At 72.8% G+C, this 13801-nt stretch carries 14 protein-coding genes; 8 read left to right on the plus strand and 6 right to left on the minus strand.

Features of this window, described 5'->3' with window-relative positions:
* Positions 1-7: 7 nt before the first annotated feature.
* A complete protein-coding gene (locus tag BLU55_RS00870) occupies positions 8-556 on the minus strand; it encodes a hypothetical protein (RefSeq protein WP_091725165.1) in 549 nt (182 codons plus the stop codon).
* An 83-nt stretch (positions 557-639) separates the two neighbouring features.
* On the opposite strand from BLU55_RS00870, the gene BLU55_RS00875 reads away from it, so the two are divergent.
* Entirely contained in the window at positions 640-1089 is a 450-nt protein-coding gene (locus BLU55_RS00875; RefSeq protein WP_091725167.1) for a hypothetical protein, read from the plus strand.
* Between the two features lie 64 nt (positions 1090-1153).
* On the opposite strand, the gene BLU55_RS00880 is transcribed toward BLU55_RS00875, so the two are convergent.
* From BLU55_RS00880 to BLU55_RS00895, 4 genes are read right to left on the minus strand one after another with little or no spacing between them, the layout of a single operon-like run.
* On the minus strand, positions 1154-1528 hold the full coding sequence (locus BLU55_RS00880) for a VOC family protein (RefSeq protein ID WP_231916990.1): 375 nt from the start codon (positions 1526-1528) through the stop codon (positions 1154-1156).
* Positions 1525-2457: an NAD-dependent epimerase/dehydratase family protein gene (locus tag BLU55_RS00885; RefSeq protein WP_091725170.1), complete on the minus strand. Its 933-nt coding sequence runs from the start codon at positions 2455-2457 to the stop codon at positions 1525-1527. Before BLU55_RS00885 ends, BLU55_RS00880 begins: the two co-directional genes overlap by 4 nt.
* A 55-nt stretch (positions 2458-2512) precedes the next feature.
* Entirely contained in the window at positions 2513-3673 is a 1161-nt protein-coding gene (locus tag BLU55_RS00890) for a fumarylacetoacetate hydrolase family protein (protein WP_091725172.1), read from the minus strand.
* Positions 3670-4461 (minus strand): hypothetical protein, encoded by a 792-nt coding sequence (locus BLU55_RS00895; protein ID WP_091725174.1) that lies wholly within the window; start codon positions 4459-4461, stop codon positions 3670-3672. Before BLU55_RS00895 ends, BLU55_RS00890 begins: the two co-directional genes overlap by 4 nt.
* A 37-nt stretch (positions 4462-4498) precedes the next feature.
* Here BLU55_RS00895 and BLU55_RS00900 point away from each other — a divergent pair, with 37 nt between their 5' ends.
* The 7 genes from BLU55_RS00900 to BLU55_RS00930 all read left to right on the plus strand — a co-directional run bounded on the left by BLU55_RS00900 (position 4499) and on the right by BLU55_RS00930 (position 12881).
* Complete coding sequence (locus BLU55_RS00900) at positions 4499-5695, plus strand: homogentisate 1,2-dioxygenase (protein ID WP_091733237.1); 1197 nt, start codon at positions 4499-4501, stop codon at positions 5693-5695.
* 160 nt (positions 5696-5855) lie between these two features.
* Entirely contained in the window at positions 5856-6668 is an 813-nt protein-coding gene (locus BLU55_RS00905; RefSeq protein WP_091725176.1) for a hypothetical protein, read from the plus strand.
* 66 nt (positions 6669-6734) lie between these two features.
* Positions 6735-8447: a glycoside hydrolase family 13 protein gene (locus tag BLU55_RS00910; protein ID WP_091725178.1), complete on the plus strand. Its 1713-nt coding sequence runs from the start codon at positions 6735-6737 to the stop codon at positions 8445-8447.
* Positions 8448-8602: 155 nt separating this feature from the next.
* A complete protein-coding gene (locus BLU55_RS00915) occupies positions 8603-9895 on the plus strand; it encodes an ABC transporter substrate-binding protein (RefSeq protein WP_197681051.1) in 1293 nt (430 codons plus the stop codon).
* On the plus strand, positions 9892-10824 hold the full coding sequence (locus BLU55_RS00920) for a carbohydrate ABC transporter permease (protein WP_269457931.1): 933 nt from the start codon (positions 9892-9894) through the stop codon (positions 10822-10824). Before BLU55_RS00915 ends, BLU55_RS00920 begins: the two co-directional genes overlap by 4 nt.
* Entirely contained in the window at positions 10821-11660 is an 840-nt protein-coding gene (locus tag BLU55_RS00925; RefSeq protein WP_091725179.1) for a carbohydrate ABC transporter permease, read from the plus strand. Before BLU55_RS00920 ends, BLU55_RS00925 begins: the two co-directional genes overlap by 4 nt.
* Positions 11661-11690: 30 nt before the next feature.
* Complete coding sequence (locus BLU55_RS00930) at positions 11691-12881, plus strand: ABC transporter ATP-binding protein (protein WP_091725181.1); 1191 nt, start codon at positions 11691-11693, stop codon at positions 12879-12881.
* Between the two features lie 30 nt (positions 12882-12911).
* Here the strand turns inward: BLU55_RS00930 and BLU55_RS00935 are convergent, their stop codons facing one another.
* The gene (locus BLU55_RS00935) at positions 12912-13799 is read right to left on the minus strand and encodes a ParB/RepB/Spo0J family partition protein (RefSeq protein ID WP_091725183.1); all 888 of its coding nucleotides are present in this window, start codon (positions 13797-13799) and stop codon (positions 12912-12914) included.
* Between the last annotated feature and the right edge of the window lie 2 nt (positions 13800-13801).

The raw sequence follows: 13801 nt of genomic DNA on the forward strand, positions 1-13801 counted from the left end.
GTGGTCCTCACGTGTCGTTCTCGGTGCGGGCGCGCAGCTGCGCGGCCTGCTGGTCGGCGGCGTCGGCCTCGCGCTGCAGGCGGGCCTGCTCGTCGCGGGCGCGGCGCTCGGTGGCGTCGGCGTCGGACTCGACGGCCTCCGCCTCGCGGAGGCGGGTCTCGGCCAGGTCGTTGGCGTGCTGCTCGGCCTGCTGGCGGCCGGCGGACTCGCGACGTACGCCGATCCGCTCGGCCTCCTCGCGCTCCTGGCGGGCCTGGCGGTCGGCAGCGGCCTTGTCGGTCTCGGCCTGGGCGCGGGCCTGGCCCTGCTCGCGGGCGGCCTCGGTGCTGGTCTCGCGCAGCTCCTCGCTGGCCTCCTGGCGCTTGGCGTCGGCGACGGCCTCGTCGGCGACCGCTTCCTTGCGCTGCCGGGCGCCGGCCTGCTGGAGCTGGCCCTCCTCGACCAGGTCGTCCTTGCCGCGCACGGCGCCGACGACCTCCTTCGCCTTGCCGGCGACGCTGTCGAGGAGACCGCTGCGGGCCTGTTCTGCCGGACCTGTGTCCTGGGAGTTGCTCATGGTCCTCCGTGCCCGACGACCGGGGGGCCCAGACCGGTTGCCGCTGTGACCTTGGTCGCTCGGGTGCCTGAGAGGCTGGTGCGGTGACCGACCTGCCTGCGCCCGACCGCCGGATCCGCTGGGCCACCCACACCGGGCCTGACTTCCTCGTGCTCCAGCTGCCGCCGGTGCCCGTGGTCGAGGGCGACCGCGCCCGCGACGCCATGAAGACGCTGCTCGAGCGGCGCGGCTTCCGCCCGGTGGTCGAGACCGACGACCTCGAGCTGGAGCCCGCCAACGGCTGTGCCCTGACCCGCACGGGGGAGGAGGAGGCCGAGCTGCTCCTGCGCATCGGGGCCGACGGCGCGAGCCGCATCCCCCTGACCGACCTCGACCGGGCCTGGCTGGCGCGGGTCGTCGAGCAGGGCCAGGCGGCCGTGCTGCTGGTGGAGGCGGCGGTGCGGCCCGACGGCACCACCTCGCGCGAGGACCTGCGGCGCGACGTCGACGCCGGGGTGGTGCTGGCCGCGCTGGTGCCGACCGCCCAGGCGTGACCATGCCCGAACCCGGGTCCTGGCCGACCAGCAGCCCTGAGGAACGACGGGCCGGGACCGCAGGTCAGCGCGAGATCTGCTGCAGCGCCCAGGAGTTGCCGTCGGGGTCGCTGAAGTAGGCGTAGCGGACGCCGCCGCCGAGGTCCTGCACCTCCGAGACGGGGACGCCGCGCCCCAGCAGCTCCTCGCGCACCGCGTCGAGGTCGTCGACCACGAGGTGCAGCCCCGAGACCGGGGGCCCGTCCGGGTCGCCCATGCCGGTGCCGACCACGACCGAGCAGCTCGAGCCCGGGGGCGTCAGCTGCACGATCCGCATGCCGTTGCCGGGCTCGACGTCGTGGTCGAGGCCGAAGCCGACCTGGTCGACGTAGAAGGCCTTGCTGCGGTCGACGTCGGTCGAGCGCAGCGGCACCAGCTCCAGGCGCATCCGGAGGCTCACGCGCGCAGCCCGGCGTCGATCTCGGACAGCGCCTGGTCGCGCCCCACGGCCGGGGCCCAGCCCCAGGCGTGCGCCCGGTCGGCGGAGAAGCGACCGGTCCAGGCCGGCCCGTCCTGCCACTGCATCTCGACGCCGAGCGCCCCCGCGACGGTGCCGTAGTAGTCGCGCTGCGTGGCGTGCTCGCCGGTCACGTTGAGCGCGGTGGTCGCGCCCGCGACGGGGCCGGTGGCGGGGTCCGTGCCGATCGGGATCCGGCCCGCGGCCAGGTCGGCCGCCACGGCCGCGAGGTCGTCGACGTGGACCCAGGGGAAGGTCTGGTCGGGGTGCGCCTGCCGGGCCTGCTCGTCGTCGCGGACGGCGGCGGGACGCAGGGTGTTCCACACCGAGGTCTCGCCGGCGCCGAGGATGGCCGGCGGCCGCAGCAGCACCGTGGTCAGCCCGTCGACCTCGGCCAGCGCGCGGTCGGTGGCCAGCTTGGTGACCGGGTAGTCGCCGCCGTCCTCCCCGACCAGGGGCGAGTCCTCGTCGACGTCGCCGGCCTCGGGGGAGCGGTCGTAGACGGCCGCGGTCGAGACGTGGACCAGCCGCGTGACCCCGGCGTCGCGGGCGGCGCGCGCGATCACGGGGGTGCCCTCGACGGCGATGCGCTGCTGGGTCTCGAGGTCCGAGCCCATGGGGTGGACCGTGGTGACGACGGCCTCGGCGCCCTGGACGACGGTCTCGGCGACCTCGGGGTCGAAGAAGTCGCCGACGTGCTCCTCGACGCCGGGCAGCGCGGGCGCCGTGCCGGCCCGGCGCACGACGGCGCGCACGCTGGCACCGCGCTCCACCAGGGCCGCGACGGTGCGCGCGCCGACGAGCCCGTTGGCGCCGGTGACGACGACGACGGGGGACGAACCAGGGGAGGAGGTGGTGCTCGACTCGGTCATGGCGCCAGCCAACCACGCGCCCCCGACAGCCCGCGGCCCGGAGCCGGCGGGACCCTCAGGCCGGCGCCGGGAGCACCGTCCCGGTCACCTCGCCGAGCGCGATCCGGCCGCCCAGGGCACCGGGCGCCGTCGCGCGCAGGGTGACGGTGTCGCCGTCGCGCAGCCAGGTCCGTCCGTCCGGCAGCGGCTCGGTGCCGCCCCAGGTCAGCTCGAGCAGCGACCCGCGCTGGTCGGGGCCGGGCCCGCTGACGGTGCCGCTCGCGAAGAGGTCGCCGGTGCGCAGCGAGGCGCCGTTGGAGGTCAGGTGGGCGAGCATCTGGGCGGGCGACCAGTACGTCGAGGCGTACGGCGGCCGGCTGACGACCTCGTCGTCGAGCACCACCTCGAGGTCGATGTCGTAGCCCGCCGGCTCGGCCACCGCCAGGTGCGGGAGCGGCGGCGGGTCCTGGCCGGGCAGCGGCACCCGCGCGGCCTCGAGCGCGGCCAGCGGGGTGACCCAGCCGCTGACCGAGGTCGCGAAGGACTTGCCGAGGAAGGGACCGAGCGGGCGGTACTCGAAGGCCTGCACGTCGCGTGCCGACCAGTCGTTGAGCAGCGTCACGCCGAAGACGTGGTCGGCCCACGCCGCGGTCGGCACCGGCTCGCCCTGGGCCGAGGGCACGCCGACCACGAAGCCGAGCTCGGCCTCCAGGTCGAGCCGCTCGGTGGGGCCGTACGACGGGCGCTGCCCGCGCGGGCGCCGCACGTCGGTGCCGGAGACGACCACCGTGCCGGCGCGGCCGTGGTAGCCGATCGGCAGCCGCCGCCACGCCGGGGTCAGCGCCTCGCCGTCGGGCCGGAAGATGCGTCCGACGTTGGTGGCGTGGTGCAGCGAGCAGTAGAAGTCGACGTAGTCGGCCACCTCGACCGGCAGCAGCGGCACCACCTCGTCGACGGGGGTGAGCAGCGGCTCGACCTCGGCCCGCCGCGTCGGCGAGGTGAGCGCCGCGACCACCTGCTCGCGCACCCGCGTCCACGTGGCCGGCCCCTGGGCCAGGAAGGCGTCGAGCGTGCCGGTGGCCAGGACCGCCTCGCCGGTCAGGGCGGCCAGGTCGAGCGCCAGGTCACCGACCCGCACCACCACGTGGGGGCCGCGCGAGGCGGTCCGGACGACGGCGTGCGGCAGGTGGTCCAGGTCGTGCCCCGACCCGGCCACGCCCTCGACCCAGCAGGTCACGTCGCCGGCTCGTCGAGCAGACCCCGTGACGCCAGGTGCGACAGCGCCGCCGGCAGGTCGGGCACCGAGACCGAGACGCACCAGCGTCGGGTGCGGGCGGCCACGGCGGGGTCCGAGCGCACCCAGCCGGCCGCTCCGGCCGGGTCGGCGAGCGCGGCGGCGACCGCCTCGACGCCGTCGCCGTCCAGCGCGGTCCGCACGGCGCGCAGCGCGGTCAGCGCGTCGTCGGGTCCGGCGCCGCGGAAGGTGATCGGCAGCTCCCGGTCGAGGGCCGCCTCCACGGCCACGGCCGTGCCCGTCGCGGACACCCCGTCCCCGAGCGGCAGCAGCAGGCCCAGCTCGCGAGCGGCCAGCTCGTCGAGCGCCGCGAGCCAGCCCGCCGACGGGGCGTCCGGCGGCACCGGCACGCCGACGTGCACGGCCAGCGGGTCGACGACCGAGGGCTCCGCGCCGTCGAGGACCTGGACCACGCGCCGGGCGTTGTGGGCGAGGTCGGCCTCGTCGCGCAGGGCGACCTCGACGCGCCGCACGGCCACCGCGGCGCCCGGCAGCGAGCGCAGCGCCGCCTCCAGCATCCCGGCGCCGCCGGCCAGGCGCAGGTGCAGCGGGAGGTCGCCCGTGCGCAGGTGGGGGAAGTCGCGGTCGGTGACGGTGAAGCCGCCCACGGCCTCGGCGTGGTCCCCGCGGCGCAGCGGTGCGTGGGCGGCCAGGGCGCGGGCCAGCAGCTCGCCGCGGGGCGGCAGCACAGCGGCGTCGTCGAGGAGCTGGTGCAGCCAGGGAGCGGGCATGTTGCGAGGCTAGAGGACGCGGGGCAGGGTGGCGGGCGTGGCTTACTACCGAAGCGTCGGCGACGTCCCGCGCACCCGGCACACGGCGTTCCGCGATCCCGAGGGTCGGCTGCGGCACGAGGAGCTGATGGGGGAGGAGGGCTTCTCCAGCGACTCCTCGCTGCTCTACCACCGCGGCGTGCCGTCCGCGATCGTCGACAGCCAGGTCTGGGAGCTGCCCGACCTGACCACCACGCCCAACCACCCGCTCAAGCCGCGCCACCTCAGGCTCCACGACCAGCCGGTCGGCGGCGACCCGGTCACCGGTCGCCGGCAGGTGCTGGGCAACGCCGACGTGCGGATCCAGTACGTCGTGAGCGACGCGCCGTCGCCGTGGTACCGCAACGCCGTCGGCGACGAGTGCGTCTACGTCGAGGACGGCAGCGGCACCCTCGAGACGGTCTTCGGCCGGCTGTCCTACCGCACCGGCGACTTCGTCGTCGTCCCGCGCGCGACCACCCACCGGTGGGTGCCCTCCGACGTCGACGGCGAGGTCAGCCGGCTCTACGCCATCGAGTCGACCAGCCACGTCGCACCGCCGAAGCGCTACCTGTCGCGCTACGGCCAGCTGCTGGAGCACGCGCCCTACTGCGAGCGCGACCTGCACGGCCCCACCGAGCCGCTGCTCCTCGAGGGCGAGGACGTCGAGGTGCTGGTCAAGCACCGGGGCAACGGACCGGGCGGCCTGGTCGGCACCCGGCTGACCTACGCCACGCACCCGCTCGACGTGGTCGGGTGGGACGGCTGCCTCTACCCCTACACGTTCAACGTCGAGGACTTCATGCCGATCACCGGCAAGGTCCACCAGCCGCCGCCGGTGCACCAGGTCTTCGAGGCCGGCGGCTACGTGATCTGCGCGTTCTGCCCGCGCAAGGTCGACTACCACCCGCAGTCGATCCCGGTGCCCTACTACCACTCCAACGTCGACTCCGACGAGGTGATGTTCTACGTCGGCGGCGACTACGAGGCGCGCAAGGGCTCGGGCATCGGCCTCGGCTCGATCTCGCTGCACCCCGGCGGCCACGCCCACGGGCCGCAGCCCAGCGCGATCGAGGCCTCCATCGGGGTCGACCACTTCGACGAGCTCGCGGTCATGGTCGACACCTTCCGGCCGCTCGAGCTCGGCGAGGCGGGCGCGGCGGTCGAGGACCCGGCGTACGCCTGGACCTGGGCGGGGAGGGGGCCGACCGCCTGAATCCGGGATGTCGTGTCTAGGCCAGCTGTCCGGCGGGTGCGGTGTAATTGAACACCGGACGACCTCGGTCCGAACAGGCGGGAGGGCACGCATGGCGGCGACGTCGACACCACTGCACCGCGCGGGTGGGGAACGGGCTGCGGGGTGGCGCGGCCGCCTCGTGGCCGACGCCGCCGCCGACGGTGTCGGCGCCCGCTGGGCGGCCGCGCTCGTGCTCGCCCCCGTCGTGGTCGCGGTCGCGGTGGCCGTGCTGTTCGTGGTCGCGCGGTCCACGTTCTACACCGTCCAGCAGGAGGACCACCCCGTCGAGTGGGCGCAGTTCGCGCCGTGCGCCTTCGCCCTGGTCGTCAGCGTGCTCGCCGCCGTGCGCTTCCGGCGGTCGGGCCGTCCGGGGCTGGCGGCGCTGATGGTGCTCGTCGCCGTGGGGATGCTGGTGCTGGCCGGCGAGGAGATCTCGTGGGGCCAGCGCGTGCTGGGGCTGGCCACGCCGGCCGAGCTCCGCAGCCTCAACCACCAGTCCGAGACCAACATCCACAACATCGACGTCGGCGTCGACCTCGAGGACGTCTTCAAGGTCTTCGAGCTGCTCCTCGGCCTGGTCGCCGCCTCGCTCTCGCTGGCGTTCCGCTCCCGGCCGGGCCGGGCCACCACCGGGTTCTGGTACGCCGTGGCGCCGCCCCTGGTCGCGCTGCCCGGGTTCGTCGCGATCGCGGCGTACCGCGCGGCGATGCTGGTGCTCGACATCGCCCCGGTCGTGGCGTTCCAGGAGACCGTCGAGCTGGCGCTCTACTTCTCCCTGGCCCTCACGGCGCTGGCCTTCTGGGTGCGTGCCGGAGGGTCGCGGGCCCCCCTGCCCCTGGTGGCCGCGGCGCTGGTCGTGGTCGCGGTGACCGTGGTGCTCGCCCTGATGTCGGCCCACAGCGGGGTGCTGCCGGGCAACCTCCCCGGGGCCCACGCGGGCCACGGGGGCTGACCCCGGCGTCCGACCCGCCCCGTAGCCTTCTCGGCGACACGACAGCTCGCCGAACAAGTGGGGTCCATGACCGAGAACACGCCTGCCCAGCCCGCGACGCAGCCCGCTGGCCAGTCCGCCACGAGCGCGCCCTGGTGGCGCCACGCCGTCATCTACCAGGTCTACCCGCGCTCGTGGGCCGACGGCGACGGCGACGGCATGGGCGACCTGCCCGGCATCACCTCGCGGCTCCCGCACCTGCGCGACCTCGGCGTCGACGCCGTCTGGCTCTCGCCCTTCTACACCTCGCCGCAGCACGACGCGGGGTACGACGTGGCCGACTACCGCGACGTCGACCCGCGCTTCGGCACGCTGGCCGACGCCGACGCCATGATCGCCCGCGCCCACGAGCTCGGCCTGCGGGTCATCGTCGACATCGTCCCCAACCACTCCTCGAGCGACCACGTCTGGTTCCAGGAGGCCCTCGCCGCGGCGCCCGGCAGCCCCGAGCGCGCGCGCTACGTCTTCCGCGACGGCAAGGGCCCCGACGGCGCCGAGGCGCCCAACAACTGGATCAGCAACTTCGGTGGTCCGGCGTGGACGCGGGTGACCGAGGCCGACGGGTCGCCCGGCCAGTGGTACCTCCACCTGTTCGACGTCACCCAGCCCGACTTCGACTGGGACAACCCCGAGGTCGGCGACGAGATGGAGCGCAACCTGCGCTTCTGGCTCGACCGGGGCGTCGACGGCTTCCGCATCGACGTCGCCCACGGCCTGGTCAAGGCGGAGGGCCTGCCCGACGACGCCGTGCTCAGCCACGAGATGCTCGGCCGCACCGCCGACCACCCGATGTGGGACCAGCCCGACGTCCACGAGATCTACCGCCGCTGGCGCCGCGTCACCGACTCCTACGCCGTCGAGGGCGAGGACGCCGACCGGATCCTGTGCGCCGAGGCGTGGGTGACGCCGGCCGAGGCGCTCGCGGCGTACGTCCGCCCCGACGAGCTGCACCAGGGCTTCAACTTCCCCTTCCTCGTCACCCCGTGGTCCGCCCCCCACCTGCGCGACTCCATCGGCGAGTCGCTGGCGGCGGTCGAGCCCCACGGCGCGGTGCAGACCTGGGTGCTGTCCAACCACGACGTCGTGCGCCACGCCTCGCGGCTGGGCTACCCCGTCGTGCCGGAGCCCGTGCGCATGGGCGGCATCGGTCCCGAGGACCCGCAGCCCGACGCCGAGCTCGGCCTGCGGCGCGCCCGCGCGGCCACCGCGATGATGCTCGCGCTGCCCGGCTCGGCCTACCTCTACCAGGGCGAGGAGCTGGGCCTGCCCGAGGCGACCGAGCTGCCCGACGACGTCCTGGAGGACCCGACCTGGGTGCGCTCGGGCCACACCGAGCGCGGCCGCGACGGCTGCCGGGTGCCGGTGCCGTGGGAGGGCGACGCCCCGTCCTGCGGCTTCGGTCCGACCGAGGCCTCCTGGCTCCCGCAGCCCGAGGTGTACGCCGACCTCGCCGTCGACCGGCAGACCGGCGTGCCGGGCTCCACGCTCGAGCTCTACCGCGAGCTGCTGCGGCTGCGCCGCGAGCACCACCTCGGCACCCGCACCCTCACCTGGGTCGACCTCGGTGACGACGTCGTCGCCTTCGACCTCCACGGCGACGGCGCGACGGTGCGGGTGGTGACCAACGTCGGCGGGTCCGACGTGCAGCTGCCGGCGGACGCCGAGGTGCTCGTGAGCAGCCTCGGGCTCGAGGGTGCGACGCTCCCGGCCGACTCCACCGCGTGGCTCCACCTGGGCTGACCGGACCGGGCACCGGGGGGCCACGCACCCCGCTCCCACCTGCGAGGACCCCGCGGCGGCACGCCGCGGGGTTCTTGTGTCCCGCGACCCGGCAGGTCTACCTTCGTTGCCCGATGTGATCTGCATCACGTCATCCCGGGACGAGGAGCCGCCTCATGAGCAGACGCAGCGCACCTGGACCGCGACTCGGCCGCCGCCGCCGCCGGTTCGTCGCCGTGGCGGTGGCCGGGATGGTGGCCAGCGGGGCGCTGACCGCGTGCGGCGGGTCGGACGGCGGCGTGCCGACCATCAACCTCTACGGCAGCGCCTCCGACGCCGGCTTCGACAAGATCCTGGCCAGCTGCAACGAGGCGGCCCAGGGGCGTTACCGCATCGTCGGCAACCTCATCCCCAGCGACGCCGACAGCCAGCGCGAGCAGTTCGTGCGCCGCCTCGCCGCGCAGGACGACGGCATGGACGTCCTCGGCATGGACGTCACCTGGACCGCGGAGTTCGCCGAGGCCGGCTGGATCCGCGAGCTCACCGGCGAGAAGGCCGAGGCCGCGACCGACGACGTCCTGCAGCCGCCGATCGACACCGCGACCTGGAAGGACAAGCTCTACGGCATCCCGCGCACCACCAACGTGCAGCTGCTGTGGTTCCGCAAGTCGCTGGTGCCCGACCCGCCGAAGACCTGGCAGGACGTCATCTCCCAGGCCGAGAAGCTCAAGACCGAGGACAAGCCCTACGTCGTCGGCATCACCGCCGCGCAGTACGAGGGCTACGTCGTCGGGTTCAACACCATCCTGTCCTCGCTCGGCGGCACCCTGGTCAACGAGGACAGCACCGAGGTCACCGTCGACGACAAGACCGTCGAGGCCCTGAAGATCATCAAGCAGCTCGCGACCAGCGGGGTGGCCTCGAAGTCGCTGTCCAACAGCCAGGAGCCCGAGCTGTTCGCCCAGATGCAGAACGGCGAGGCGGCGTTCATCATGAACTGGCCCTACGTGCTGTCGGCGATGAAGGCCGCCAACCCCGAGGTGGCCCAGGACCTCGGCGTCGAGGAGCTGCCGGAGTTCGCCTCCGGGGAGGAGCCCAAGGCCACCCTCGGCGGCATGAACTACGCGATCAGCAAGTACTCCAAGCATCCCGACCTCGCCTACGACGCCGCCATGTGCCTGCGCAACCCCGACAACCTGCTGCAGGGCGCGCTCGACGCCGGCAACGTGCCGGTCATCAAGAGCGTCTTCGAGGAGCCGGAGTTCAAGAAGGCCTACCCGATGGCCCCCGAGATCCTCGCCGAGCTGGAGACGGCGGTGCCGCGCCCGGTGACGCCGCTCTACCAGAACATCTCGACCATCGTGTCGAGCACGCTCTCGCCCCCGAGCTCCATCGACCCGGAGAAGACGGCCGAGGAGCTCAAGAGCAAGATCCAGGACGCCATCGACGGCAAGGGGATCCTCCCGTGAGCACGACGACCAGCCGACCCCAGGAGACCGACGACGAGGGCGTGGCGATCGCCAGGAAGCGCGCCAGCGAGGGCAAGCGGGCCGAGCGCCGCCTCGGCATGATGCTCTGCGCACCCGCGGTGCTCGTGATGATCGCCGTCACGGCGTACCCGATCCTCTACGCGATCTACCTGTCGTTCTTCAAGGCCGACCTGCGGCTGCCGGGTCAGAACGAGTTCATCGGCCTCGACAACTACGTCACCGTCCTGACCAGCGGCATCTGGTGGAACGCCTTCGGCGTCACGATGTTCATCACGGTGATCAGCACCTTCTTCGAGCTGGTCCTCGGCATGGTCCTGGCGGTGGTGATGCACCGGACGCTGGTGGGTCGCGGCCTGGTCCGCACCTCGGCGCTGGTGCCGTACGCCATCGTCACCGTGGTGGCCGCCTTCTCCTGGCGCTTCGCCTGGACCCAGGGGCTGGGCTGGCTGGCCGGCGACTCCGCGCCGCTGACCGACAAGTGGACCGCGATCTGGATCATCATCCTGGCCGAGGTCTGGAAGACGGTGCCGTTCATGGCGCTGCTGCTCATGGCCGGCCTCGCGCTGGTGCCCGAGGACCTCCTCAAGGCGGCCTCGATGGACGGCGCCACCGCCTGGCAGCGCTTCTGGAAGATCACGGTCCCGCTGATCAAGCCCTCGATCCTGGTGGCGCTGCTGTTCCGCACCCTCGACGCGTTCCGCATCTTCGACAACATCTACGTGCTGACGGGCGGGTCCAACGGGACGGCCTCGGTGTCCGGCGTCGCCTACAACAACCTGATCCGCGGGCTCAACCTCGGCATCGGGTCGGCGATGTCGGTGCTGATCTTCCTCACGATCGCGATCATCGCCTTCGTGTTCGTCAAGCTCTTCGGAGCGGCCGCCCCGGGGCAAGGAGAGAGCCGATGAGCACCGCCACGATCAGCCCCGCGAAGAAGGCGGGCTGGGCCGTCGCCGACGTGCTGGTCCTGCTCTACGCCTTCATCCCCGTCGTCTGGATCATCTCGCTCTCCCTCAAGGGCGACGACACCCTCAACGACGGCAACCTGCTGCCGCGCAACCCGGTCGGCACGGCGTACTCCCAGATCTTCAGCAACCAGGACTTCATCCGCGCGCTGGTCAACTCGATCGGCATCTGCCTGATCGCGACCTTCATCGCGCTGGTGCTCGGCACCATGGCGGCGTACGCCATCGCCCGGCTGGACTTCCCCGGCAAGCGGACCATCGTGGCGATGTCGCTGCTGGTCTCGATGTTCCCGCAGATCGCGCTGGTGACGCCGCTGTTCAAGATCTGGACGACGCTGGGCCTGTTCGACACCTGGCCGGGGCTGATTCTGCCCTACATCACCTTCGCGCTGCCGCTGGGCATCTACACCCTCTCGGCGTTCTTCCGCGAGATCCCGTGGGAGCTGGAGAAGGCCGCCAAGATGGACGGCGCCACGCCGTACCAGGCCTTCCGCAAGGTGATCGCGCCGCTGGCCATGCCGGGCGTGTTCACCACCGCGATCCTGGTCTTCATCGCCTGCTGGAACGACTTCCTGTTCGCCATCTCGCTGACCTCGACCAACAACGCCCGCACCGTGCCGGCGGCGATGAGCTACTTCACCGGCGCCACCACCTTCGAGAAGCCGACGGCCGCCATCGCCGCGGCGGCGGTCATCATCACGATCCCGATCGTGATCTTCGTGCTGTTCTTCCAGCGGCGCATCGTCGCCGGTCTCACGTCCGGAGCGGTCAAGGGCTGAGGCCCGCGACCACCAACAAAGGAGCATCTCGTGGCTGACATCGTCCTGGACCACGTGGTCAAGAGGTACCCCGACGGCGCGCTGGCCGTCGACGACTTCAACCTGCACATCGCCGACGGCGAGTTCATCATCCTGGTCGGCCCCTCGGGCTGCGGGAAGTCCACGACGCTCAACATGGTCGCCGGGCTCGAGGACATCACCCAGGGCGAGCTGCGCATCGACGGCAAGGTCGTCAACGACAAGGCGCCCAAGGACCGCGACATCGCGATGGTCTTCCAGTCCTACGCGCTCTACCCGCACATGACGGTGGGGGAGAACATGGCGTTCCCGCTCACGCTGGCGGGCGTGGACAAGGCGACGATCAAGACCAAGGTCGACGAGGCCGCGACCATGCTGGAGCTGACCCAGCACCTCGACCGCAAGCCGGCCAACCTCTCGGGCGGCCAGCGCCAGCGCGTCGCCATGGGCCGCGCGATCGTGCGCAACCCCAAGGCCTTCCTCATGGACGAGCCGCTGTCCAACCTCGACGCCAAGCTGCGCGTGCAGATGCGCACCCAGGTCTCGCGGATCCAGAAGTCGCTGGGCACCACCACCCTCTACGTCACCCACGACCAGACCGAGGCGATGACGCTCGGCGACCGCGTCGTGGTGATGCGCGGCGGCATCGTGCAGCAGGTCGGCTCGCCCAGCGAGCTCTACGAGAGCCCCCGCAACCTGTTCGTCGCCGGCTTCATCGGCAGCCCCGCGATGAACTTCCTGCCCGCCACCATCGAGGGCGACACCCTGCAGACCGGCCTCGGCCCGCTGCAGATGCCCGACCGGATCCGGCAGGCGGTCAGCCGGGCCAAGGGCAAGCAGGTGATCGTCGGCATCCGTCCCGAGCACTTCGAGGACGCCGCGCTGGTCGGCGACAAGCCCGGCTCGACGTTCGACGTCGGCGTCGACCTGGTCGAGTCGATGGGCTCCGACGTGTTCGCCTACTTCACCATCCGCGGCGACGCCGCCGCCTCGCGCGACCTCGACGACCTCGCCGCCGACACCGGCCAGGACATGCACGGCGAGGGCACGCAGGTCAACGCGCGCCTCGACGCCGCCGCCCGGGTGCGCTCCGGCGAGCAGGCCCACCTGTGGGTCGACACCTCGAAGATGCACGTCTTCGACGCCGACACCGGCGACAACCTCACCGACACCAGCCACGCCGAGGCAGGCACCCCCGCCTGAGACCGGGCCCGGGAGGAGGGGTCGTCCGGGTCAGGCCCGGACGGCCCCGCCGGGCGTCGTGCGTCGGCGCGCCCGCTGCTGCTGCTCGCGGATCATGTCCATCACGTCGTTGTTCCAGGCGTGCTCGCGGATCAACCGGTAGCGCTCGCCCGCGACCCGGATGTAGGCGTCGGCACCCGTCTCGAGGGGGCCGCGGACGCCCGCGGAGTCGATCATCTCCAGCACGGGGGAATACTCCTCGTCGAACCAGCGCCGGGCCATCTCCTCCTTGTCGAAGTAGGCGCCCTCGGCGTGCATCAGCCGCGCGGCCCAGGCCTCGACCATCTCGGCGAGCCGGTGGTAGTCGTGGGGGTCCGAGCAGGTGATCTCGGCGCGGCGACGACCCGTGAGCGGCACCCGCTTGAGGAACCGCAAGCCCCAGTTCTTGCCGTCGAGGTCGCGGCGCCCGCCGATGCCCTCGGTGTCCACCACGGTGTCGATCTCGGTGACCAGCGCCTCGATCTCGGTGGCGCCGAGCGACCGGGCGACCGAGACGCGGTGGTGGCCGTCGCGCACGAAGTAGAGGTTGCCGAGCTTGTAGACGTCGATCGGCGGGAACGAGTGGCCCTCGCGGGTCTTGCGCGAGATCTGCTCCCAGCGCTGGCGGCTGCGGTCGGAGGTCGGGCGGAAGCGGCGGTCGAAGTCGCGGACCTTGTCGACCGAGCCGACGATCTGCTCCAGTGGGATCAGCTGGACGCCGAGGGAGCGCTCGCCGCGACGGCCGAGGGCCGCGACCACCTCGGAGAACGACAGGCTCTCCTTGGCGGCGTCCGCGTCGGCGCGCAGCCAGCCCGCGAGCTTCGACAGCGACTGGTGCCGACGGGCACGCAGGAAGTCGTTCTCGGCATCGAGGCGGGGGGAGCCGGTGTCTCTCACCATGG

It is taken from the genome of Nocardioides scoriae, from assembly GCF_900104965.1.
GTDB lineage: Bacteria > Actinomycetota > Actinomycetes > Propionibacteriales > Nocardioidaceae > Marmoricola > Marmoricola scoriae.

Excerpts from the sequence above, each read along its gene's own strand:
- BLU55_RS00870 (WP_091725165.1), bottom strand. The coding sequence starts at position 556 with ATGAGCAACTCCCAGGACACAGGTCCGGCAGAACAGGCCCGCAGCGGT.
- BLU55_RS00885 (WP_091725170.1), bottom strand. The coding sequence starts at position 2,457 with ATGACCGAGTCGAGCACCACCTCCTCCCCTGGTTCGTCCCCCGTCGTC.
- BLU55_RS00895 (WP_091725174.1), bottom strand. The coding sequence starts at position 4,461 with ATGCCCGCTCCCTGGCTGCACCAGCTCCTCGACGACGCCGCTGTGCTG.
- BLU55_RS00910 (WP_091725178.1), top strand. The coding sequence starts at position 6,735 with ATGACCGAGAACACGCCTGCCCAGCCCGCGACGCAGCCCGCTGGCCAG.
- BLU55_RS00915 (WP_197681051.1), top strand. The coding sequence starts at position 8,603 with ATGAGCAGACGCAGCGCACCTGGACCGCGACTCGGCCGCCGCCGCCGC.
- BLU55_RS00925 (WP_091725179.1), top strand. The coding sequence starts at position 10,821 with ATGAGCACCGCCACGATCAGCCCCGCGAAGAAGGCGGGCTGGGCCGTC.
- BLU55_RS00935 (WP_091725183.1), bottom strand. The coding sequence starts at position 13,799 with ATGGTGAGAGACACCGGCTCCCCCCGCCTCGATGCCGAGAACGACTTC.